General features: G+C 52.9%; 23 protein-coding genes. 14 read left to right on the plus strand and 9 right to left on the minus strand.

Annotated elements, in window-relative coordinates; translation table 11 throughout:
* Positions 1–221: 221 nt before the first annotated feature.
* The gene (locus tag CWS43_RS19740) at positions 222–584 is read right to left on the minus strand and encodes a cupin (protein WP_101078792.1); all 363 of its coding nucleotides are present in this window, start codon (positions 582–584) and stop codon (positions 222–224) included.
* A gap of 126 nt (positions 585–710) precedes the next feature.
* Positions 711–1,316: a transglycosylase SLT domain-containing protein gene (locus CWS43_RS19745; RefSeq protein ID WP_101078793.1), complete on the minus strand. Its 606-nt coding sequence runs from the start codon at positions 1,314–1,316 to the stop codon at positions 711–713.
* A gap of 199 nt (positions 1,317–1,515) precedes the next feature.
* Between CWS43_RS19745 and CWS43_RS19750 the strand changes: the two genes are divergently transcribed.
* Both CWS43_RS19750 and gap read left to right on the plus strand, forming a co-directional pair.
* Complete coding sequence (locus CWS43_RS19750; protein ID WP_101078794.1) at positions 1,516–2,493, plus strand: GlxA family transcriptional regulator; 978 nt, start codon at positions 1,516–1,518, stop codon at positions 2,491–2,493.
* Positions 2,494–2,571: 78 nt separating this feature from the next.
* Positions 2,572–3,582, plus strand: a complete 1,011-nt coding sequence (gene gap / locus CWS43_RS19755) for a type I glyceraldehyde-3-phosphate dehydrogenase (RefSeq protein ID WP_101078795.1) — start codon at positions 2,572–2,574, stop codon at positions 3,580–3,582.
* A 152-nt stretch (positions 3,583–3,734) separates the two neighbouring features.
* On the opposite strand, the gene CWS43_RS19760 is transcribed toward gap, so the two are convergent.
* Positions 3,735–4,148 carry a VOC family protein gene (locus tag CWS43_RS19760; RefSeq protein ID WP_101078796.1) on the minus strand — a complete coding sequence of 138 codons (414 nt, stop codon included), beginning with the start codon at positions 4,146–4,148 and terminating at the stop codon, positions 3,735–3,737.
* Positions 4,149–4,374: 226 nt separating this feature from the next.
* On the opposite strand from CWS43_RS19760, the gene CWS43_RS19765 reads away from it, so the two are divergent.
* From CWS43_RS19765 to CWS43_RS19775, 3 genes are all read left to right on the plus strand, one after another.
* Positions 4,375–4,833, plus strand: a complete 459-nt coding sequence (locus CWS43_RS19765; protein ID WP_101078797.1) for a MarR family winged helix-turn-helix transcriptional regulator — start codon at positions 4,375–4,377, stop codon at positions 4,831–4,833.
* 187 nt (positions 4,834–5,020) lie between these two features.
* Positions 5,021–6,757, plus strand: coding sequence for an MFS transporter (locus tag CWS43_RS19770; protein ID WP_101078798.1), 1,737 nt, complete (start codon positions 5,021–5,023; stop codon positions 6,755–6,757).
* A gap of 47 nt (positions 6,758–6,804) precedes the next feature.
* Positions 6,805–7,854, plus strand: a complete 1,050-nt coding sequence (locus tag CWS43_RS19775; RefSeq protein WP_101078965.1) for an HlyD family secretion protein — start codon at positions 6,805–6,807, stop codon at positions 7,852–7,854.
* A gap of 43 nt (positions 7,855–7,897) precedes the next feature.
* Here the strand turns inward: CWS43_RS19775 and CWS43_RS19780 are convergent, their stop codons facing one another.
* Complete coding sequence (locus tag CWS43_RS19780; RefSeq protein WP_369825908.1) at positions 7,898–8,770, minus strand: NAD(P)-dependent oxidoreductase; 873 nt, start codon at positions 8,768–8,770, stop codon at positions 7,898–7,900.
* Between the two features lie 238 nt (positions 8,771–9,008).
* Here CWS43_RS19780 and CWS43_RS19785 point away from each other — a divergent pair, with 238 nt between their 5' ends.
* Positions 9,009–9,380 carry a protein YebF gene (locus CWS43_RS19785; RefSeq protein WP_101078800.1) on the plus strand — a complete coding sequence of 124 codons (372 nt, stop codon included), beginning with the start codon at positions 9,009–9,011 and terminating at the stop codon, positions 9,378–9,380.
* Between the two features lie 195 nt (positions 9,381–9,575).
* Positions 9,576–11,705 (plus strand): TonB-dependent siderophore receptor, encoded by a 2,130-nt coding sequence (locus tag CWS43_RS19790; RefSeq protein ID WP_101078801.1) that lies wholly within the window; start codon positions 9,576–9,578, stop codon positions 11,703–11,705.
* Positions 11,706–11,789: 84 nt separating this feature from the next.
* Here the strand turns inward: CWS43_RS19790 and CWS43_RS19795 are convergent, their stop codons facing one another.
* A complete protein-coding gene (locus CWS43_RS19795) occupies positions 11,790–12,908 on the minus strand; it encodes an ABC transporter substrate-binding protein (RefSeq protein ID WP_101078802.1) in 1,119 nt (372 codons plus the stop codon).
* A 168-nt stretch (positions 12,909–13,076) separates the two neighbouring features.
* Between CWS43_RS19795 and CWS43_RS19800 the strand changes: the two genes are divergently transcribed.
* On the plus strand, positions 13,077–13,343 hold the full coding sequence (locus tag CWS43_RS19800; RefSeq protein ID WP_101078803.1) for a DUF3811 domain-containing protein: 267 nt from the start codon (positions 13,077–13,079) through the stop codon (positions 13,341–13,343).
* Between the two features lie 44 nt (positions 13,344–13,387).
* Here the strand turns inward: CWS43_RS19800 and CWS43_RS19805 are convergent, their stop codons facing one another.
* Together CWS43_RS19805 and CWS43_RS19810 are read right to left on the minus strand one after the other, a co-directional pair.
* Complete coding sequence (locus CWS43_RS19805; RefSeq protein WP_101078804.1) at positions 13,388–15,007, minus strand: rhodanese-like domain-containing protein; 1,620 nt, start codon at positions 15,005–15,007, stop codon at positions 13,388–13,390.
* The gene (locus CWS43_RS19810) at positions 15,000–15,605 is read right to left on the minus strand and encodes a cysteine dioxygenase (protein ID WP_101078805.1); all 606 of its coding nucleotides are present in this window, start codon (positions 15,603–15,605) and stop codon (positions 15,000–15,002) included. The genes CWS43_RS19805 and CWS43_RS19810 overlap by 8 nt, the downstream gene beginning before the upstream one ends.
* 192 nt (positions 15,606–15,797) lie before the next feature.
* Here CWS43_RS19810 and CWS43_RS19815 point away from each other — a divergent pair, with 192 nt between their 5' ends.
* Positions 15,798–16,709: a LysR family transcriptional regulator gene (locus CWS43_RS19815; RefSeq protein ID WP_101078806.1), complete on the plus strand. Its 912-nt coding sequence runs from the start codon at positions 15,798–15,800 to the stop codon at positions 16,707–16,709.
* Positions 16,710–16,733: 24 nt separating this feature from the next.
* Here the strand turns inward: CWS43_RS19815 and CWS43_RS19820 are convergent, their stop codons facing one another.
* Complete coding sequence (locus CWS43_RS19820) at positions 16,734–17,636, minus strand: LysR family transcriptional regulator (protein WP_101078807.1); 903 nt, start codon at positions 17,634–17,636, stop codon at positions 16,734–16,736.
* A gap of 97 nt (positions 17,637–17,733) precedes the next feature.
* Here CWS43_RS19820 and CWS43_RS19825 point away from each other — a divergent pair, with 97 nt between their 5' ends.
* The 5 genes from CWS43_RS19825 (at position 17,734) to CWS43_RS19845 (ending at position 22,264) form a co-directional block, all read left to right on the plus strand.
* Positions 17,734–18,600 carry an aldo/keto reductase family oxidoreductase gene (locus tag CWS43_RS19825; protein ID WP_101078808.1) on the plus strand — a complete coding sequence of 289 codons (867 nt, stop codon included), beginning with the start codon at positions 17,734–17,736 and terminating at the stop codon, positions 18,598–18,600.
* 176 nt (positions 18,601–18,776) lie between these two features.
* Positions 18,777–19,874 carry an LLM class flavin-dependent oxidoreductase gene (locus CWS43_RS19830; protein WP_101078809.1) on the plus strand — a complete coding sequence of 366 codons (1,098 nt, stop codon included), beginning with the start codon at positions 18,777–18,779 and terminating at the stop codon, positions 19,872–19,874.
* A 9-nt stretch (positions 19,875–19,883) separates the two neighbouring features.
* Complete coding sequence (locus CWS43_RS19835; protein WP_101078810.1) at positions 19,884–20,822, plus strand: ABC transporter substrate-binding protein; 939 nt, start codon at positions 19,884–19,886, stop codon at positions 20,820–20,822.
* Positions 20,823–21,026: 204 nt separating this feature from the next.
* On the plus strand, positions 21,027–21,254 hold the full coding sequence (locus tag CWS43_RS19840; protein WP_015697366.1) for a hypothetical protein: 228 nt from the start codon (positions 21,027–21,029) through the stop codon (positions 21,252–21,254).
* A 155-nt stretch (positions 21,255–21,409) separates the two neighbouring features.
* Entirely contained in the window at positions 21,410–22,264 is an 855-nt protein-coding gene (locus CWS43_RS19845) for a pirin family protein (protein ID WP_101078811.1), read from the plus strand.
* A 73-nt stretch (positions 22,265–22,337) separates the two neighbouring features.
* On the opposite strand, the gene CWS43_RS19850 is transcribed toward CWS43_RS19845, so the two are convergent.
* Positions 22,338–23,507 carry a serine hydrolase gene (locus tag CWS43_RS19850; RefSeq protein ID WP_101078812.1) on the minus strand — a complete coding sequence of 390 codons (1,170 nt, stop codon included), beginning with the start codon at positions 23,505–23,507 and terminating at the stop codon, positions 22,338–22,340.
* Positions 23,508–23,510: the final 3 nt, after the last annotated feature.

A 23,510-nucleotide genomic window follows, 5' to 3' on the forward strand; every position in this document is an offset into this window, starting at 1 on the left:
CGAGTTCTTTCTGGCTCATGGTGACCAACATAATAGTGATACTCCTGGCTGCCTGAATAAGAACAGGCTAACCGGAGTACGACATTTTAACTTTGCTAAAACACGACATTATCGCTTTGCACTAACATATAAGGTACGCATAATGTATATTATGTTAAATAGGATATCAATCCACGCACCCGTCACCAATCCACCGTCTCGCCTGTCGTTCCATTTCTTTTTCATGACTCTTCGTCTGCATTTTGATCTTCAATATCGCCATAATGCACGGCCAACCAGATTGTAATTTCATCTGCGACTGTCCACTCCACGCGGTGTTTGCATAACGCCGGAATGTTGATGCAGTCACCGGCGTACATTACCCGCACCTGCGTTTCGTTTTCAATTCGCAAACCGGCTGAACCTTGCAGAACCGTGACCCACTCGCTTTGTTTCTGGCAATACCAGAAATCAGGCGGAGTTGCCTGTCCGGTCGAAACAATTCTCTCGATACGCATGCCAGGAATGTTTAACAGCGCGTCGAAGGTTTCGCTTTCCTGCGCACTGGCAGTAACCGGTAAACCGGCGAATAAATTAGACAGCATGCGGACTCTCCTTTCGGCGGATTTCAGCCAGTACAAACTGACAACGCTACGTGAATTCTAAATTTCTGGCAGTACCATAATGCTGCAGAATTCACGTAGCGCATTCTTCATTTTGGCCGGTTTTAGCTATAACCCGGCATAGGCCTTTTCGACTTTCGCCATATATCTGGGTGCCTGCGGTGCCGGATGATATTGACGGACATGCCAGTTAAAGGCTTCCGGAGTCAGCTGGTTGATCATCTGAATTGCCGTCTGACGATTTGCGGAGAATGTCCGCAATAAAGCACCGGCACCGTTGGCATAAGCGACTTCGGTTGCGTAGCGACGCGTCAGCGGATCGTTGATCCAGTTTAATTGCTGATGCTGTAATCCGCTCAGATATGCTGTGCCCAAATCAATGTTGGTTTCCGGGTCATGCAATTGTCTGTCACTCGGACAACCACGTTTTCCTTTATACCGGTATGCATCACAGCCGCTGGTTGACGCTTTAAGCTGCATCAGTCCGATGGCATTCGACGGGCTGACGGCGTCCGGATTGTAGCTGGACTCAACCTGGATGATTGCTTTAATCAGTTTCCGGTCGACTTTGTAATTATCGGCCGCATCTTCAATTTCATCATCATAGGCGTAGGTATCGTATTTTTTATAATGCGTTTTGCTTGAGCAGCCCGCCAGAATCATCAGCATGATCAACAGGCTGATCCGTGACGGTTGTTTGAGTAATGAATTCATGAAATCTCACGGTTGAATGCGTCATTTTAAACGCTGACAAGATACTCTTAACGTCATTGAGTATCATGGTTTAATTGAATTTTTTCACATTTCGCGTGTGCCAAAAATGCGCAATACTAGCTCTCTGCCGTTTTCTCTTTCACCGGCTTCGCCAGAAAGGCGTGTTGACTTATTTAATACAGATTGTATTTTTAATGCCATGACAACATTTTTAATTATCGTCCCCGACGGGGGCATGTTATTCGAAGCGGCAGGTATCGCTGACATCCTCATGCAGGCGAACCGGCTGTTGCCAAAAGATTCCCAGACGCCCTCCTATCAGGTCACGGTTGCCACCACGCAACCGCACCGGGTGGTCCATGGTGTCTCCGGTTTGAACTTGCTGGCCGATCATCGCCTCTGTGATCTCGACCCCAAACTTCCCCGTGACACCATTATGATCACCGGTAAGGGGCTGACTGAAGAAGAAGGTTCGCACGTTGTGAGCTGGTTGCGACAAGCTGCGCCTCATGCCCGCCGCGTGGTATCCATTTGCGGTGGCGCAATGTTGCTGGCTAAAAGCGGCCTCCTGAACGGTCGGCATGCCACCACTCACTGGCGGTTGCTTGATACTTTGCAGGCCGAGTTTCCACAAGTGACTGTGGAACGCGGCCCTATGTATGTTCAGGATGGCCCGATATGGACATCCGGCGGCGTCAGCTCTGGCTTTGATCTCACCCTTGCCCTGGTTGAAGATGATTTTGGCTTTAGCCTGGCCAGAGATGTTGCCCAGGATTTAGTGATGTTTCTCCGGCGTCCGGGTGGACAGGCACAATTCAGCCGCTATCTTTTAAATCAGGCAAGTGACGGCCCTATCCGTGAACTGCAATCCTGGCTTTCGGAGAATCTCAGCGGCGATTTATCAGTGGAAAATCTGGCTGAGCGTGTCGCGATGAGCCCGCGGAATTTCACGCGAGTCTTTACCCGCGAAACGGGAATAACACCGGCTAAATATGTCGAAGAAGTACGGCTCAGTGCTGCCAGACGGTTGCTTGAGCAAACGAAGCAAAGCATCGGGCAAATCGCGATCACCACCGGCTTTGGCGGCGGCCTGAATTTACGCCGTGTTTTTGAAAGAAATCTGCAACTGACCCCTAAAGAATACAGAGAGCGCTTTTGCCCACGCGTGTTGGCGTAAATTGATTCTTTATTGTCATTTACGCCATATTCCCATCGGACTACAGTAATCACAAGTCAGATAACTAAGGAGTTCGTCATGGTCAAAGTAGGTATCAATGGATTCGGCAGGATTGGACGGAATGTTTTGCGTGCTGCACTCGGCCGCAATGATTTCCAGGTGGTGGCAATTAATGATCTTACCGACAGTAAGACACTGGCCCATCTTCTGAAATATGATTCCCTTTCTGGCACCTTACAAGCCAGCGTCGAAGCGGGCGAAGGTCAGCTTTTGGTCGATGGCAAAGCAGTCCGTGTGTTCTCCGAAAGGGATCCGGCAGCGATTCCCTGGAGCAGCGTGGGTGTGGATATTGTGATTGAAGCGACAGGCTTTTTCACTGAAAAAACCAAAGCGGAAGTGCATATCACCAAAGGGGGCGCCAAACGCGTCATCATCTCTGCCCCAGCTAAAAATGACGATATTACCATCGTAATGGGCGTCAATGACGGCCAATACGATCCCGCTAAACACAAAGTAGTCAGCAACGGCAGTTGCACCACTAATGGCCTGGCCCCTGCGGCGCAGGTCCTGCATCAGACCTTCGGGATTGAGCATGGTCTGATGAATACCACGCATGCTTATACCAACAGCCAGGCGCTGCATGACCAGCCAGAAAAAGATTTGCGCGGAGCACGTGCCGCAGCCGTTTCAATTGTTCCGTATTCAAGCGGCGCGGCAAAAGCGATCGGGAAAGTTATCCCTGAGCTGGATGGACGTATGACCGGTTATTCACTGCGCGTGCCGGTTCCGGTCGTGTCGATTGTGGATTTAACCGTAAACCTGAAACGTGAAGCGACCGTTGAAGAAATTAACGCGGCGTTCCGTAAAGCAGCAGAATCTGGCCCGCTTAAAGGAATTCTCGGTTACAGCGAAGAACCGCTGGTTTCGAGTGATTACCGCGGTGACCCGCGTTCTTCCATTGTTGACGGACTTTCAACGCTGGTTATCGGCGGTAAGCTGGTCAAGATTTTGGCCTGGTATGATAACGAATGGGGCTTCTCAAACCGTCTGGTTGACCTGGCCCTGCTGATGGAAAAACGTGGATTATAACCCCCCTTTTCCTGCCTGAGTTTGTTAGCTGACACCGCCCTATGGCGGTGTTTTCTCTGAAGGTTCAGACAGGTAAATGGTTTATAAAGCAAACTGTATGTTGTAACTAAAGCCGCAGGAGTTACTACGTTTAGTATGACCCAAAGCTAAAATCATTCTTCCTGCGGGCCTATTTTCATAAATGGGTTATACGCTATTTCCCAGAGATGTCCGTCAGGATCGGCGAAATATCCGGAATATCCGCCCCAGAAAACTTTTTGCCCTGGTTTTATCAGTTTTCCACCCGCCCTGACGGCTTGCGCTAAAATATCATCCACTTTCGCTTCGCTGGCGACAGTCTGGGCCAGCGCCATGCCGCGAAACCCTTGGCCGCCCGGGCTGACCAGTGCATCTTTTGCCAGTTCATCCCAGGGGAATAAAGATAACCACGCCCCCGCCAGTTCAAAAAAGCTGACGCCTTCAGAATCAATCGCGACCTTAGGAAACCCAAGTCCCCGCTGGTAAAACTCCGTTGCAACGGCTAAATCTTTAACGCCCAGGGTAATCATGTTGATGACGGGTTGCATGAGAGCTCCTCCAGAATTTTAAGATTGTTTTTGCATGGTTAACGGTTACGCCAAAACAGATTACCGCAGGTCGATAGCGCTGCGCGGAAATAAATGCTGAATCTGGAAGGGACTTCCACTTGTCTCAAAATGTTAATGGAGACCTCCCTTTTCTGGTAAATGTTGCACATCGTGCTACTCTGACGCCACTGTAAAATCTGCTTACGCCCGACAATGAGGATCCCCTTTGACCACATTACGCCGCCGTCCGGAAGCAACCTCTCCTACTGTCCGTTTTTTACCGGAAACTATTCATATTGGCCGTCAGTTGCGTACCTATTGCGATGCACGGTTTAAAACCATCGGGCTGACGCTGGCCCGCGGGCAAGTGCTATTACATCTGGAAGCCGCCAGTGGCCGGCTGCCACAGGGCGAACTGACCGCTTTACTGGAAGTTGAGCACCCTACGGCCATCCGCCTGTTTGACAGCCTGGCTGAACTTGGCCTGCTGGAGCGCTGCCCCGGGGAAACAGACCGTCGCTCAAAAGAGATCAAACTGACGGAAGCTGGCACCGAGCTGGCTAACCAGGTCCGGCGTATGACAGACGATATTCTCATCCGCGTCATGGAAGGTATTCCGAAAGAAAATGTGGATATCGCCCGTGGCGTTCTTGCCTGTATTACCGCCAATATCGCCGCACTTTAAGTGGCGTTTTCTTTCCTCTGAGCCCGTTTTCACCGCGATTAATCACTTTCGTGACTGATTAGTTATTCGCTATTTACGTCTGTAAATATCACCAATATGAATAATTGAGCTAGACACATCTGAAATGCCTTATTACATTATGTAGCTAGCTACAAACTCGTTAAGTAACGACTAACAAGGCAACGCGATGACGACGGGTTCTGATTCAGATGTCCGGCAGGATGCCGGTGAATTATCAACACGGGATGCTTCATCACAAAAAGCGGTATCTCCACAGCCTGAAGCACCAAAAAATGCGACGATCCCAACGTCACAACACCATCCTTTTGCTGTGCAGGTCAGCAACTGGCTCTGGCAATTTCCGCGCCTGCGGATAGCGGTCTATGCGCTGGCCTCGCTGATTATCGGCATGACTCAGGGGCTGGGAATTAATCTGGTCAGCTCTAATTTGCCGGGCATTCAGGGCTCACTGGGTATTTCAAACGTAGAAAGTTACTGGCTGGTTGCGGCTTACACGGCGACCAGCGTGACGGGCACTATTTTGCTGTACAAAATCCGCACCCAGTTTGGTTTTCGGCGTTTCGGCGAGTATGGCCTGCTGTTTTTTGCGGTCGCATCCCTGGCACAAACCTTCACGCATGATTTTCAGACGGCGCTGGCCGTGCGTGCGGTAATGGGTTTTGCCATGGCATCACTCGGCCCGCTGGCGTTATTTTATATGTTTGAGATCTTTCCGCCTGCCCGAAAGCTGACGGCAGGGTTGTGTTTTGGCCTGGCAGGCAGCCAGATCGCCCTGCCGGTTTCACGCATTATTTCCCCACATCTGTTAGACCTCGGGCACTGGCATCAGCTGACTACTCTGGAGTCAGGTCTTTCGCTGATTTGCCTGGCAATTATCTGGATCCTGCCACTGACCCACCCGCCACGGGTGAAAGTGTTTGAGCGCACCGACTGGATCAGTTATCCGCTTATTGCCACGGCGGTGGCCTGTATGTCTGTCGTGCTGACGATGGGCCGCTATTACTGGTGGCAGGAAAAAGACTGGATTGGCGAGGTACTGGTGGTGGGGATTATTGCGCTGACGCTGTCTTTCATGGTCGAACTGAAACGCAAGAATCCGATCATCGATTTACGCTGGCTGATGACGCCAGAAATGCTGCTGTTTACTGGTTCGATGCTATTTATACGCATGCTGTTGTCAGAGCAAACCACCGGCATGGTCGGATTTCTCAATCTGGTCGGGTTGCTCAATGATCAACTGGTCACCCTGTTTTGCGTCATTCTGGGAGCAACACTGGCGGGTCTGGTGGTGGTCAGCATCATTCACAAGGCCAACCGGATTGTTTATATCCATTTGTTTTCCATCGCATTGATAGCCGTGGCGTCACTCATGGATGCTAATTCCACCGTGGATACCCGCCCTGAGCAGTTTTATATGACACAGGGGATGATCGCTTTTGCCGGCGCGATATTTTTGCCGACCTCGCTGTGGCTCGGCTTTATCAGAGCCTTGCAGTTTGGCCAGAGCCAGATCATCAGCTTTATTCTGGTGTTTCTTTCGACCCAGAACGTCGGTGCACAGGTCGGCAGCGCATTTCTCGGCACCATTCAGGTTCTGCGGGAAAAGTTTCACTCCAGCACGCTGGTGGAGAACATCACGCTGCAAAACCCGCTGGTGGTTGAAAGAGTCAACCAGTACAGCCACTTGCTGAAACCCGTACTCAGTGACAATACGCAGCTGAGCGCCGAGGGGCTGGCTCAGTTAAGTCAGAAAGTGACTCAGCAGGCCGGATTGCTGGCATACAACGATGTATTCAGAGTGGTTTTCTATCTGTCTTTGGGCTGTTTTGCCATCCTGGTGGCACATATTATTGTCGGACGGATCCAGACGAAGAAACGTGCAACTGCTGAAGCAGTCGCATAAGTGAATTGATTCTGTTGACGAACAAAAAGAGTAAAACGGAAAAACTGATGAAAAATATCTTTCGTTATCCCTCCATTATTGTGGTGCTTTGCCTCGGTATTATCGGGGTTATGATCGTGCTGTACAGCTGGCAATTGTTTCCTTTCAACTCCCGCGTGGAATCTACCGATAACGCTTATGTGCGCGGTAACGTCACCCTGCTGAGCCCGCAGGTTTCCGGTTATATCACGCAAGTCAAAGTGCAGGATTTTGTCCAGGTTGAAAAAGGGGATGTCCTGTTTGTGATCGACGACAGCACGTACCGGCAAGAACTTTTGCAGGCTGAAGCTGCAGCGGCACAGTCTCAGGTCACATTGCAAAATTTTGAGCAAAATCGCGCATCCAGCGCGGCCAGCCTGCAACTGGCGGAGGCAGAATTGCAAAGCGCTCAGGCCACACAAAGCAAGGCGGCGCTTGATACAGGCCGTAATGGCCCCCTGCTGGAGAAAGGTCTTGTCTCGAAAACCACCGGTGATGAACTTCATACCGCTTTACTGACGGCACAAGCCAGTGTGGCCAAAGCCCGGGCTTCGGTGAATATTGCCCGTCAGGATCTGGCTCTGGTGGATGCCAGCAAAGCCTCGCTGGCCGCCGCACTGAAAGCCGCTCAGGCAAAGGTCGGGGTGGCTCAAATCAATTTGCAGCACACCCAGATTATTGCACCGTCTGACGGACAGCTTGGCGAAGTCAGTGCACGTCTGGGGCAATACGTCAGTGCCGGTACCCAGTTGACATCGATAACACCCAAAATGGTCTGGATCACGGCCAATTTTAAAGAGCGCCAGCTGGCAAGGATGACCGTCGGTACACCCGCTTCGTTCACGGTGGATGCGCTGAACGATCATCCGTTTAAAGGTCATGTCGTTAGAATTTCGCCTGCGGCGGGGTCAGAATTTAGCGTACTGAAAGCGGATAATGCGACGGGGAATTTCACCAAGATTTCGCAGCGTATTGCAGTACGCATTGAGCTGGATCCGGACCAACCACAGAGCGACCGGCTGCGCCCCGGCATGTCGACAATCGTCAGCGTCGACACGGCACAGGCTCCGGGCAGTTAAAACAGGCAAAACAGAATGCCGCACTGATGCGGCGTTCTGCATTTTATTGGTTGCCAAGGTAGCGATAAACTACCGCCAGATCCTGTTCACCGTAGCCGTTGTCAACCGCACCCTGCCAGGTTTGGCTGATGCGTTTCATCACGGGCAGTTCAAGCCTTTTACCCGCTTCAATGGCCAGATTAATATCCTTCAGCGCCCAGGTCAGTTGCATTTGCGGGGTATAATCGCCGCTTTTGAACATCTCCATTTTACCTTTGATGTAAGGGGCTGCCAGCGGGCCACCTTCCAGCACGTTCCACAAATCATCCGTGGTGAAACCTAATTCTTCCGCCAGTTGCGTGCTTTCAGCGATCCCTTCCATCATGGCAATCAGCCAGGCATTCACGACCAGTTTCATTTTTGATGCACGCCCGGCCTCACCCAGCCATTTTGTCGCTTTGGAAATCGCGGCAAAAACCGGTTCAATGGCCGTGCCGGCCTCACGATCGCCGCTGGCTAACACCACAATCTGTGCCTGTTCCGCCGGTGCTTTAGTGCCGGAAACCGGCGCATCAAAAAACACAACGTCCGGACGTTGCTCTTTAATCAGGGCAATCAGGGATTCAGTGCCCTCAACGCCCAGTGTGCCCATCTGGGCAATAATTCCGCCTTTTTTCAGACCGGCAAGCAGCCCGTTATCGCCCTGATACACCTCCAGCGAAGTTTTGCCGTCGGACAACATCGTAATGACAACATCGGCTCCCTCAGTGGCTTCACGTGGCGTCATGCCACGAATGGCGCCTGCTTTCACCAGGCCATCAGCACGCGAAGCGGTGCGGTTCCACACGCGGGTAGTGAACCCTTTTTTAAGCAGATTGGCAGCGAAAGCATGCCCCATCGCCCCCAGGCCAAGCACTGCGACAGTCGGTTGTTGCATAACAGATTGCTGACTCATCCCTTACTCCTTGTGTAAACAATGTATGTTGTAAAAAGGCTAACACCAGAGGTTCTGACTGCCGCACTGGGTTCTGTAACCGAATGCAACAGAAGGGCTGATATTACTTAACCTCTCCTGGCGAAGTGGCGTAACATACGCGCTTTCATGCCTATGATTAATATTGTTCTATCCAGGCAGCCTATGATTTGACTGATTATTTTCAGGAGTAGCAAGCATTATGAGTAAAGTTGTTTTAATCGGAATCGTTTCAGTCATTTTCGCATTGATGGTGCTGATGCTGGGGTCAGTGTACGTTTATCCGTGGTGGATGCAGCGCTCAGCGGAAGGGGCATGTACAGAAATTACGAAAAATAATGCTATCGATACCGTAACCCGCGACTATATGCAAAACCGTATTCCGAACTGGGGCAATGACAAAGACAATATGGGCACATCCGTTCCGGCATTGAACTTCATCAGCGATGACGTCAAAGAAGATAAAGGAACCTATAACATTCCGTTCAGCGCGAAAGGCCCGAACGGCACGCTCAGCTATGTTGCGCATTTCAACTGCTCAAACCATTACGTGAAATATTCTACCGTCGAATAATTCCCGCTTTTCCTCCTCTTCACCGGGGAGGAAACCGTCAGACACCTGTGTTTTCCCCGCGCCAGCCCTCTTCAGCCCCGAAATGTAACTATTGAAATTGTTAAATTTGTTTCGCTTTGTAAAACCCTTGATTAGAATGCAAAGCGTTATCATTTGCATTTAATACTTTTTGTTATTCTTTTCAGGGATATTCACATGTCTGGTATAAAAGCCCCACGCAGGGCGGCCAGCGGATTCAAAAAATCCGTGCTGGCTTTGGCTATTTTGCATTGTTCCCCCCTTCTGGCCGCGACACAAACGTCTGAGGATTCTATTACCGTCAATGCGCAGGCCGGTGCGCTCGATACCACCGATTACAGCGCATCGCAAAGTTCGACGGCCAGCAAAGGCGATACGCCACTCAGCGAAACGCCGCAGTCCGTCAGCGTCGTCACACAGTCAATGATTCAGGATTACGACGTCACCTCGCTCGATGACGCCATGAAGTTCGTCAGCGGCGTGACGCAGGGTAATACGCTGGGCGGCACGGAAGACGGTTTCGTGAAACGCGGATTTGGCGCTAACAGCGACGGTTCCATTCTGATTGACGGCGTGCGCAGTAATCAGGGGCTGGGCTTTGATTCCACTATCGATCATATCGAAGTGCTGAAAGGATCGGCGTCTTTGCTGTACGGGATCCAAAACCCCGGCGGCGTGATCAACATGATCAGCAAAAAGCCACAATATGACTGGAATACCCGCGTCAGTGGCCGCACAGGCGGTTTCGGCGGCGGTGCGGGGACGATTGACGTCACCGGCCCGCTGGGCAACGGTTTTGCATTCCGCATGATCGCCGAGCGTCAGTATGAAGATTACTGGCGTAACTTCGGCAGCGATTCGCATACCCTGCTCGCACCGTCCCTGAGCTGGTTCGGTGAGAAAGCCAGTTTCAATATCAGTTATCAGGAATACAAATACGATATTCCCTATGACCGTGGAACTGCGTTCATCAACGGCAAACCGGTCGATATCCCGTATAACCGCCGTCTGGACGAACTGGCAAACCACGCCTGGGGTAAAACCAAACGTCTGAATACCACCTGGGAATATCAGGTCAGCGACGACTGGAAAACCCGTCTGACGTATGCCTGGCAGCAACGTCGTTATGACAGCAATGAAGTGCGCGCCACCGCCGTTAATACGCAAACCGGCGCTGTCACCCGCCGCGCCGATGCCAACCGCGGTTTTAACCATCAGACCAGTTACACGTCATGGGACTGGATTGGCAACCAGAACATCTTCGGCATGATGAACGACCTGCTGATTGGCGTTGATTATGAGAAGAACGAAACCTATAAGCAGTATTCTTATCGCGGCAAAACCTTCAGCACGTTCAACATGTACGACCCGGTGTACGGCGTGGAGCCCACCACCAACAGCAGCACCTATTCCGACAGCAACAGTAATCTGCGCAATACGCTCTACAACAAATCCATCTATCTCAAAGACAGCATTCATCTGACCGATAAATGGATTGGGGTCGTGGGTGGCCGTTACCAGCATTACAACCAGAAGCAGACCTCCGGTTTCGTGACACCGACACAAAGTCTGGACGATACCGATAACAAGTTCCTGCCGCAGATTGGCGTGGTGTATAAGCTGACCGACGATCTGTCCTTCTATGCCAACTACAGCAAGTCATTCACGCCATCGACGGATACGGACGATGACGGCAATGTCTCCAAACCAGAGTTGGGCACCACGTACGAAGTCGGTACCAAATGGCAGATTTCGCCACGTCTGGATGCCACGCTGGCGGTGTACCGTATTGATGAAGAAGATATGTCGGTCTACATCAACGGCGTGACGCGCAATATCCCGAAAGCGCGGTCAACCGGTGCGGAAGTCGAGCTTAACGGTGAAATCGCCAAGGACTGGAATGTCACCGCCAATTACAGCTATGACAAAACCGAAATCACCGAAGATAACGTGAACTCATCCAACGTCGGTAACCGTCTGGTGAATGCCCCGACCAATATGGGCAGCCTGTATCTCAGTCATACCCTGCGCTGGTCGGTGGTGCCGGGGGATATTCGTATTGGCGGCGGTGCGCGTTATGTTGGCAGCCGCGCCGGTGATCCGGAAAACAGTTTCACTATGCCGGATTACACCGTGGCCGACGCCTTTGTGGCTTGGGACAATCAGCTGCTGGGCAAACATACGCAAATCAAGCTGAACGTAAATAACCTGTTCGATAAAGAGTATTACTCGTCGAGCGCCGGAAACCTGCGCGTGATTGAAGGCGAACCGCGCAACGTGGTGCTCTCTGCGGCGGTAGATTTCTGACAGAAGAGGTTCTGATATAAAAACAAACCGGCATGCCATTGTGCCGGTTTTTTATTGCCAGTGATTCAGGAGGTTGTGGCGGAATTATTTCGCTGGCGGCAGCGTTGCCCAGTACGTTCCGCTAAATGGCACCGGCAGAAACTGTGCATAGAGATCTTTCATCGTCTGTTGTGGATCCACATCTTTAAATAATTGCGGATACATCGTTTTCGCAAAAACTTCGACGTCAACCATATGGTACGGGCTCAGGTAGAAATTATGCCAGACGCTGTACGCACGCCCTTCCCGCACGGCTTTTAGCGTTGAAAGCACCGGCTGTTTATCCATCACTTCACGGAAACTCTGCTCTGCCTGTGCCTGCGTAACCTGCGGCCCCAGCATCAGGTCAGACACTCTTTTCCCTTCCGGGCCGGCCATGCCCGTCGTGATATAAACATCCGGGTTATCCGTAATGACTTTCTCCGCACTCAGATCACCGTACACGCTGTTAAACGCGCCCTGCGCAATATTATCCCCGCCCGCAAAAGTCAGCAGGTCGGCAAGATTACCGTGCGATACCGTGGTGCAACAGCCTTCACGACGCCCGAGATGCAGTTGCAGCATGATGGTCGTCCGCTTGCCCTGATAAGCGGAAATGCGTTCACGGATACGATCCATATGTTGCTGATAAAAAGCGATAAAGCGCCCGGCCTTCTCCGGATGATTCAGTACCTCACCGAGAAGTTTGACGCTGGGGATAGTGTTATGCAGCTGATCCACGCGGAGATCTACGTAGATCACCGGGATCCCGGCATTAGTCAGTGTGATTTCCATCTGATCGCGATCGGTCTGTTTTCTGGCGTAGACCGGCAAAATCACCAGATCCGGCTTCAGCGCAATGACCTTTTCGACGTTCATCTGGGTGTAGTTGTTCTGCCCAAGCCACGGAATACTGGCAATTTGCGGGAAGGCTTTTACGTACATTGACCAGCTTTGCGCATCAAGCTGGGCCATGTCTCCCGGCCAGCCAACGACATGCTGTGCAGGATCACCGTCCTGAACCAGCGCCAGTGTATACAGCATGCGGCTTTCGCCCACCACGATACGCTGTGGATTATCAGGCACTTCCACCGTGCGGTTGGCAATATCCGTCACGGTTCTGGCCTGCGCCAGCCCGGCAAATAACAAACAGGAAACCAGCAGCGACTGACTTAACTTGCGCATAACACCTCAGGAGCAATAGCAAAGCCTGAGATGATAATGATTATCGTTAGATGCTGCAACGTGTAGGATCGCGACTACTACATCCACGGTATCTGTGTGTTTTCTTCAAGTAATTTCCTGCGTTAGCGACTACACTGGTAGCCACTTTCCTCACAGGATGCTGCAACCATGAAAAGACTGACACAACAAGAAATGACGGAAAGCGAACAGCGGGAACTGAAAACACTGCTGGATAAAGCCCGCAAAGCACAGGGCCGTGAACTGACAAATTCGGAAAACAACCGGATTAAAGATGATTACATCGACAAGCTGATGGAAGAAAAAGAAAAAGTCGCGGCCAGAGCGCGTGCTGAAAAACGCCGTAACAAAGCCGTACCCAGCACATCAGCGACTTATGACTGGACTGCCCGCACCCACCCGCGCGGCCGCCGTTAAACATTGACTGATCCTCTGCGTTCCTCACGCAGAGGTCTCAGCTCTTAAGCCTCAGGCAATTTAAAACCATGCGTTCCGTCTTTTGCCAGTTGTTCGACTAAACCATATTCCCAGTCAAGATAATCCTGCATCGCCTGCGGGCTGACATCTGTCCCTTCGTATGGACGCGCGTAACGATCCTGCGGATTTTTCAGATACGGGGAATCACCGCGTTCCAGCGTCAGCCCTTCAGCTATCCAGCCAACCGTGCCTTTTTCCAGCAAATAAGCCGGTTTACCGGTTAATGCCGCCACTTCTGTGACAGCATAACGCGCCAGCAAACCGCTGGTGCAGGTAACGATCCACCGCTGTTTTTCGGGCTGTCCGGCAATAACCTGCGGAATATTCCCTCTTGTTGTCCAGATGGCTCCCGGAATACGACGATTGCGGAAATTCGCACTGGTGGTGAGATCGATAACGCCGGTGCTGTTATCACTCAGCCAGTTCAGCAACTGCTCTGCCGTGATGGACTCCACCGCCGGTGCCGCCGCGACCTGCGCTTTCCAGTCACCCTGCTCAGTGAAATCCTCCGCATTGACTCCGGCGACATAGACTTCCCAGTTCATTTGCGCCAGCCAGGATGCGGCCATGCGGGCACGCACCCCGTCATCATCGACCAGCACGATACGCGCGCCGCGCACGCTGGCGTAGTGATCGGTTTCCTGAATCAGTTGCCCGCCAGGGACATGCCGTGCACCCGGTAAATGAGCGGCCCGATATTCCTCAGCGGTACGCACGTCGAACAGATAGAGCGTGCGTGAATCGTCATGCTGCCAGTCATTTACTTGTGACAACGTCACATTACGAACACCCGCACGCACCGCCAGAGCCTGCGCGCCTTTCAGCGCTATGCGGCGGGAATCCTCAGTGAGCGCCGGGAAATGTCCGGTCTGCTGATGTGCCAGCGTTTGCCCCGCCAGCGTCCAGCCAATTGTTCCGTTACGTAACGCGGCGACAGGTTGCGTAAACCCGGCATTAATCAGCGACTGCGTGCCGATAATGCTGCGGGTGCGACCGGCGCAGTTGACGATTATCTGCGTATTTTCGTCCGGTACCACGTCGCGCAGACGCAGCGCCAGTTCGCCGCCCGGAACACTGATACCGCCCGGGATGCTCATCGTTTGAAATTCATCGAAGCGGCGGACATCCAGTATTTTAATGTTTGCCCCCTGCGCTTGTAATGCCAGAACTTCACCGGCACTCAGTGACGGTGTCACATAATGATGTTCTACCCATTCCCCAAAAGCTTTACCCGGCGCATTAACATCAATAAAAATCTCACCGCCCGCCTCTTTCCAGCCCGCCAGATCCCCTGCCAGCAGGGCAATATCCTGATAACCCAGCGATTTGAGTAACGCCGCAGCACGGGCTGTTTTACGTTCACCGAGCCGGACGTCATAAAATTCACCGTTGTCATAAAGCGTCACTGCCGTCTGGCGATTCGGAATGCGATCCAGCACTTCCAGTTCCAGCTTTGACAGCGCCAGATTAGCGGCAAACAGCGGGTGCCCGGTGGCAAACGCCGCTTCTTCACGGACGTCGATCAGTGCGACTTCGAGCCCCTCGCGCAGGGCATCACGCAATTGCGAAAAATGACGCAAAGATAACGGGTGTGATTCAGCCATGATGATTCTCTTTAGACAGATCCCAGATATTGGGAAGAAATGGACTGGAATAGCCGGAAATAAACGTAGTTTCCGTGCCGTCAGGTGCATATACCGCCCGTGATACGGCGCCGATATTGCCGCCGTAAACGTGAATGCTGACAGAAACCTGGTCGCTGTAAAAATTGCTGACCTGATGAATATCCAGCACATCCGGGGCAATTTTCTCGACGTCTCCGGGTCGCAGCGTGACGGGGTCCCCTTCCGGTTGCAGGGAGCCATCCGGCTGATGCGCATAATTCTGGCTAATCTCGGCGCCACGCAGCATACCAATCAGCCCCCAGACGCGGTGGTCATGGATCGGTGTCTTTTGCCCCGCCCCCCAGACAAAACTGACCACTGAAAAACGCGAAAGCGGATCGGCATACAACAGGTATTGCTGATAATGCGCCGGATGAGGTTGTGCAAACACCTCAGGCAACCAGTCATCATTACGCACCAGTGCGCCCAGCAGTTGACCTCCACGCGTGAGGGTCTGCGCCTGATCATAAGGTTCCTGAACCAGACGGGTGAAATCCGCCAGAAACGCCCGCAGCGGCGCTACCTGTAAAGTCGTCATTGCTTTCCTCTTATTCTGTCAGCATGCGGTATTTCACACAGGCTAGCACCGGCGAAATCCAACCAAAATTCATTTTATGGATAAGCTAATATGCAAATCACACATAAAAATGTGCAACAGGATCCAGCTTCATAATGAAAATTGATTTATCCTGCCGTCATTCATAACGATTTTTTCTGACACTGAGTTCCCATGAAAATTGAAGACCTGACTGCTTTTGTTGCTGTGATCCGCCTGCAATCCACACGGCTCGCCGCCGATGAACTGGGGCTAACGCAGCCGGCGATTACCCGTCGGGTACAAAATTTCGAGGAGTCGCTGGGCATCCCGCTGCTAAACCGCCAGACCAAACCACTGAAACCCACGCTGATGGGAAACCGTGTTTATCAGCAGTGCCGGAATGTTTTGCGTGAAGTGGATGCGCTCAGCGATCTGGTTGCTGCTGACAGCCCGCCGTCCGGGTTACTGCGCCTCGCGGTGCCGCAAAGCCTGAGTGAAAGCAGCCTCTTGCCGGCGCTAAAACAGCTTTCTGCACAATTCCCGGATATCCAGCCACGACTTTCGAGCGGATGGGGAGAAGAATTATTGTTGCGCGTGCAGCGGCAGGAGCTGGAAGCCGCCGTCGTGTTGTTCCCCGCCAGCAAACAGTTCCCGGAAGGTGTGGAAAATCAGCCACTCGGTGCGGTCGATCTGGTTGTTGTCGGCCCTAAAGCCTCCGGTGTATTACCGCAGCGCCTTGAAGATTGTTATCAGCGCGGTTGGATCCTCAACCCGCAGGGCTGTGGTTTTCGCGCCGCCCTGCAACGGGCACTGACCGAACAGGGTTTACCTTTACTCATCAATCTCGAAGCCTTTGGCACGACGCTGCAACTTTCACTCATCGCCGAAGGGCGCGGTCTGGGGCTGATGCCGCGCGCGTTGGTCGAACATCACGCGCTGCGCACTGAACTCGAGCTGTATTCGCTGAAAGATTTCGCGCCACGCAGCCAGCTGTGGCTCGTTTATCCCAATGTGCCTGCCAGTCAGATCCCGGCGATCGACGCTTTTGCGGCGGCAATCGCGAACGGGCTGGATTTGGCAGTACCCTCCGGGAATGACGACTAATTCCCGGTATGTTCATTGAAACGGCTAAAGGTTATTTTCACGGATAAAATCGATAAATGCCCTGAGAGGGGCCGGGATCAGACGCCTGTCAGGATAATAAAGGTAAGGCCCGGAAAAACTCAGCCACCACGGATGCAGAATGGCCTCCAGTTCCCCGTTTTCTATCGCCGGACGTAACCACTCTTCGAACAGATAAATGATCCCCCCTCCGGCAATCGCCGTTTCGACGGCGAGATCGACCGCAGCGCCGATACTGACCACCAGTTGTCCGCGTGTTTTCACCCGAACGGTTTCCCCTTCCCGTTCGAATTCCCAGTCGGGCATGATGCCGCTGGCAAAACGCCCGCGGATGCACTGGTGCTGTGTCAGATCGCCGGGATGCTCAGGCCGGCCATGAAGATCAAGATAAGCCGGCGATGCTGCCAGGGCGAATCGCTGCCGGCGTGGCCCGATGGGCAATGCAATAACATCCTGTTCCAGGGATTCGTCATAGCGGATACCCGCGTCGCAATCCTCACGAAATACATCCTGCACATTACTTTCGGCCACAATTTCCAGCTGGATATCCGGGTATCGGAGCAAAAAAGCCGGAACGATTGACGGTAAAATCAGTCTCGCCGCACTGACCGGCACATTAAGCCGTAATGTGCCCGCTGGCGATTCGCGATAATTGTTGACTGAATCCAGCGCTGCATCGATTTCATTCATGGCGGGCAACAGACGTTCCATTAACCCTCTTCCGGCTTCGGTCAGCGCTACCGTGCGGGTGGTTCGGTGAAATAACCGGACACCCAGTTGCTCCTCTGCCCGGCGTACCGCATCACTCAGACGTGAGGCATTACTGCCGGTGACACGTGCAGCCTCGCGAAATCCGCCCGCTTTTGCCACGGCGACAACCGCATGCAGCAGTGCTATATCAAGTTTCATTGTCCGTCATCCCGTACAGTATGTCGTTTATTACCCCGATAGTTGCACACGCCATGAGCGCATACAATTAACAGGTCACTTACTCTGGAGGTGTTTCATGTCACAACCGGTTCTTACTTATCGCCTCGGCGATCGCCAGATTAACCGTATCGGATACGGCGCAATGCAACTGGCTGGTCCGGGCGTCTTTGGCCCACCCGCCGACGAGAAAAAAGCGCTTCAGGTCTTACGTGACGCCATTGAGTCTGGCGTTAATCACATCGACACCAGCGATTTTTATGGCCCGCATGTCACCAATCAGCTGATCAAAAAAGCGCTACACCCGTATGCCAGTGATTTATGCATTGTGACGAAAGTCGGCGCAAAGCGTGATGAAAAAGGAAACTGGCTACCGGCGTTCAGTGCAGAAGATCTGACCCGCGCCGTTGAAGACAATCTGCGCAATCTGGGGGTGGATGTTCTGGATGTTGTGAATCTGCGCAGCATGTTCGATACACATGGTCCGGCGGAAGGCCCGCTCGAAGCGCCACTGGAAGCACTGATTAAGCTCAAAGATCGCGGTTTGATCCGTCATATCGGGCTGAGCAACGTCACGGCCAGGCAGATTGCCGATGCACAAAAAATGACCCCGGTTGCCTGCGTGCAGAACCTGTACAACCTGGCTGTCCGTCATGAAGAGGTTTTGGTTGATCAGCTCGCCGGGCAAAATATTGCCTGGGTACCGTTCTTCCCGCTGGGAGGCTTTTCGCCACTCCAGTCCGGTGAACTCAGCGAGGTGGCACAATCTCTGAACGCCACACCGATGCAGGTTGCTCTTGCCTGGCTGCTGCAACGATCCCCGAATATCCTGTTAATCCCGGGCACCTCATCACCTGAACATTTGCAGGAGAATCTGGCCAGCGCAAAACTGACATTACCTGCTGATGCCCTGGAGAAACTCAACCGTATCGGCCAGAAGCGTTAATTCCCACATCCTGAAGAGCAGGGACGCTCCTTTCTTGTCGATTCGTTTAATGCACAAATTTTATATTAGCTTATCCATATAATTAATTTTTAACATAGTAACATCCCATTTATGGTGTTAACTCCTGCCAGCGCAGCCACCATCCCGCTGGCCTCTGACCCGAGGAGTGACAGCCCATGAGTGTGCAATTTATCGGTATGATCGGCCATCGCCTGGCTTCTGAGATCATCCCGCCAACTGGCCCGATTTTCGATAAAAAATATATTGCCGATTTTGCCAAAGCCCATGAGGATGCCGGTTTTGACCGTATTCTGGTGGCTTATGCTTCCGACCAGCCGGACGCGTTTCTGGTGACCGCCCACGCGGGTGCCAGTACTTCCCGCATTCATTTCCTCCTGGCGCACCGCCCCGGATTTGTCGCGCCGACCCTGGCCGCCCGTAAACTGGCAACGCTCGATCACCTGCTGGAAGGCCGTCTGGCGGTACACATCATCAGCGGCGGCAGTGACGCAGAGCAAAAACGCGATGGTGATTTTGAACTGAAAGCTTCCCGCTACCGCCGCACCGACGAATATATCGATGTGCTGAAACAGAGCTGGTATTCGGAAAAAGGCTACGACCATCAGGGCGAATTTTATCAGGCAGAAAACGCCTTCTCCGCCATCAAACCTTACCAGAAACACTTGCCGGTCTTCTTCGGCGGATCGTCTGATGACGCCATCCGCGTCGCCGGTAAGCAGGCTGACGTCTTTGCGCTGTGGGGCGAACCGCTGGAAAGCGCCAGAGAAACCGTCGGGGCGGTAAAAGCGTCTGCGGCCAGACATCAGCGTGAAATTGATTTCAGCATTTCTTTCCGCCCTATTTTAGGCAATACCGAAGAAGAAGCCTGGGCAAAAGCAGACGAAATTCTGGCAAAGGCCACTGCACAGCAGGCGGAAAAAGGCACGACACTGGCACCGAAACCGCAAAGCGTCGGCGCACAGCGGTTGCTGAATGCCGTGGCACAAGGCGACCGTCTGGACTCCTGCCTGTGGACCGGTATCGCCGGGCTGATCGGCGGCGGGTCAAACTCCACAGCGCTGGTCGGTACGCCTGAACAAGTCTCTGATGCCCTGCTGAAATATTACGATCTGGGGATTACCACCTTCCTGATCCGTGGCTTTGACCCGCTTAACGACGCCGTTGAGTATGGCAAACACCTGATTCCCCTGACCCGTGCAAAAATCGCCGCACGTCAGGCAGCCCGTCAGAACACCCAGCCCACGCTGGTTTAAGGGATCCCGATGCGAGTGAATATAAAAAATCTGCTGTTAATGCTGTCTTTAATCGGCGGCGTGTCAAACGCCCTTGCCGGTCAGGTCACCCTGCGCGTTGCCGACCAGAAAGGGAATATGCGGGCGCAGCTGGAAGCGGCGAATAAACTGGACAATCTGCCCTACAAAATTGAATGGTCAGAATTCCCCGCCGCAGCCCCGCTGGCGGAGGCCCTGAATGCACAGGCCGTGGATGTCGGCATTATTGGCGACGCGCCGCTGTTATTTGCCGAAGCGGCTGGCGCGCAGGTGAAAGCCATCGCCGTCGACAAATCTGACGCTTACGGCACCGCATTGCTGGTGAAAGCCGACAGCCCGATCAAATCGGCGGCGGATCTAAAAGGCAAAAGTATAGCCACCAACCGCGGCTCTATCGGGCATTTTGTGGCGCTGAAGGCGCTCGCTTCCGCAGGGTTAAGCGCTAAGGATGTCACGTTCCGTTTTCTCCCGCCGAGTGATGCCAAACTGGCTCTGACGCAGGGTTCTGTGGATGTCTGGGCAACGTGGGAACCGTACACAGCGTTTGCTGAAACGCAGGATCACCTGCGTGTGCTGGTGAACGGGCGCGGTTTGTGGTCGGGGAACAGTTTCCTCGCAGCGACCGATACGGCACTTAAAGACCAGGACAAACGCCAGGCGATTGCCGATTACCTGCAACGGCTGAGCGACGCACAGGTCTGGGCGTATAAAAATCTGGATGCCTACAGCGAAAAGCTGGCGAAAATTATTGGCTTTCCGCTGGACGCGGCAAAGCTGTCGTTTGAACGCCGTAAATCCTACTGGCAGCCTGTCGACGCAGCCACGCAAACGCAGCAACAGCAAACCGCCGATTTCTATCATGCGCAGGGCTTGTTGCCGGTAGCGCTGAATGTCACCGGCACCTTTGACCATTCCTTCCTGCTGAAATAACCGGTCTGTTTATCAACATCAGTACAAACGCCAGCTCCGCGCGGGCGTTTATATTTTGATGTCTCTCATCGTGAGCCATAACACACTGATAAGCTTTGTTTTCCCTGTGTTTCACAAACTGTGAACTGCCGCCCTGTACGAAAAAATCAGACGTGGTTAATAGAAGACGTCGCCCGTCATCAGGCTCAGCTAACAGGATGCAGCATGGAAAATTACGCCAACAAAAGTGGTGATTCACAGGTTGTCAGCTTCCAGATTGATGCCAACTCGATCAAGGTTCGTTTCAAAAACAATCACGTTTATCTCTACGATATCCGCCATCCGGGGCCGGAGCATCTCGAAAAAATGAAGGAACTCGCCCGTGCCGGATGGGGGCTAAATACCTACATCGAAAGCGAAGTGAAAACGGATTTCTCGTCGAAAGTTTTCTGACATCACCACTGAATTTACGGGCGGTTGTGAGCCAACCGCCCGCGTTTTGTTTGCCCTTTCAGCGCAAATTACACCTTGTTAACAATCAGCTGTGACAACCTCCGCGGAACCCGCTAGTCTTCGATATTATCCAGTGTGTTAACGGAAACCTCGCCATGACCCGAAAAATTGTTAAGCAATACAAAGCCTATCGTGATGACATTCGCGATCTGCAAACCCGCCGTCCGGTTCCGGGGCCGGAACTCGAGCAGCTCGATCCTTTTTTGTTTCTCAATCACCACGGCCCGCAGGTTTACGCACCGGACAACCTCGGTTTGCCGTTCGGCCCGCACCCGCATCGCGGGTTTGAAACGGTCACGTTTATCCTTCGGGGCGAACTGGCGCACAGCGATACCGGCGGTCATGAAAGTATTATCGGCACCGGTGGCGTGCAGTGGATGACGGCCGGTTCGGGCCTGATTCACTCCGAACTTTCCCCGGAAGCGTTCAAACGCCACGGCGGCGAGCTGGAAATTCTGCAACTTTGGGTGAATTTACCGTCACGCCTGAAAATGACGGCCCCGAGCTATGTAGGATTGCAGGTACAAGATATCCCGCAAATTCCACTGAGCAAAGGAAATGGCACAATCAGCCTGATCTCCGGCAGTGTGGCAGGCGTCACTGGCCCGGTAAAATCACTGACGGATGTCACCCTGATGACCGTTCAGATGAGCGCGGGCAGCGAAGTAACGTTGCATGCACCGGCTGCCCGTCAGGTTTTCCTGTATACGGTGAAAGGACGGCTGAAAATCGATGATATTGCGGCACAGGCCTGGCATCTGATTGAGCTGGATGACAGTGATGATCGTGTGACGATAACCGCAACCGATGACGCCACGTTTCTGTTCGGACACGCTGATAAAATCAATGAGCCGGTGGTCTCTCACGGCCCGTTTGTGATGAACACGGTGCACGAAATTAATCAGGCGATTCTGGATTATCAGGCCGGAAAGTTTGATGTGAAGCTATGAGGAATTTTATTAGCAAGGGGTAGACCCACACCCCATCCCAACCTTCCCCTCGTGAGAGGGGAAGGAGCAGAACTTAGATTTTCAGTTTCACGTAGTCAATCGCGCGGCTGATAATCCCGCCCTGCGCTACGTCTTCCAGCGCTACCAGCGGAACGGTTTTGATCACTTTACCGTTATCCACAATATTGATGCTGCCCAGTTCCTGGCCTTTTTTCAGCGGCGCGTCAATCTGCGGATTGGTCAGCACATACTGCGCTTTCAGTTTATCGGCGTCAGACTGCGGAACGCTGATAAACACGTCGCTCAGGGAGCCGACTTTCACCTGAGAATTCGCACCAAACCAGACGTGCTCGTTAGAAACGGTCTGATCCGCTTTGAAGATCTGCTTGCTGGTGTATTCGCGGAAGCCCCAGGTCAGCAGTTTGCGTGCCTGCTCTTCGCGCCCTTTTGAGCTTTTCCCACCCATGACGACAGCTATCAGGCGGCGATCGCCCTGCGTGGCCGACGCGATAATATTGAAACCGGCGCTTTCGGTGTGACCCGTTTTCAGGCCATCCACCTGCAGGTTTTTATCCCACAACAGGCCGTTACGGTTTTGCTGAGTGATGTTGTCGTACGTCAGCGATTTCTCGGCATACATACGGTATTCCTCTGGCTCACCGCCGATAATCGCGCGGGACAGTTTTGCCAGATCATAAGACGTAGTGAACTGACCCGGCGCATCCAGGCCGTGTACGGTTTCGAAATGGGTGTTCGTCAGCCCCATGCTCACCACGTACTGGTTCATCATGCCGACGAAAGAATCCTGGCTTCCTGCCACGTAATCCGCCATCGCCACGCACGCGTCGTTACCGGAGGTGATGATGATGCCACGGATCAGGTCACGGACGGACACGCGGTCACCCGGTTTGAGGAACATCAGGGAAGAACCTGCCAGGCTTTTATTGCCGGCTACCCAGGCTTCCTGAGGGACAGTCACCACATCGTCCATGGTGATTTTTTTATGATCCAGCGCGCGGTCAATGACATAACCGGTCATCAGTTTGGTCAGGCTGGCCGGATTACGGCGTTCATCCGGGTTACCGGCGGCCAGCACGTCACCGCTGGCATAATCCATCAGCACAAATGAAGCCGCATCAATGCTCGGCGGCACGACAGGGAAATCCAGTGGTGCGATCGCTTTCGCACTGCCTGCGGAAAACATCAATACACAAGATAAGACACTCATTACACTACGTTTCACTGA

The organism is Rahnella sp. AA, from assembly GCF_002834385.1.
Taxonomy (GTDB): domain Bacteria; phylum Pseudomonadota; class Gammaproteobacteria; order Enterobacterales; family Enterobacteriaceae; genus Rahnella.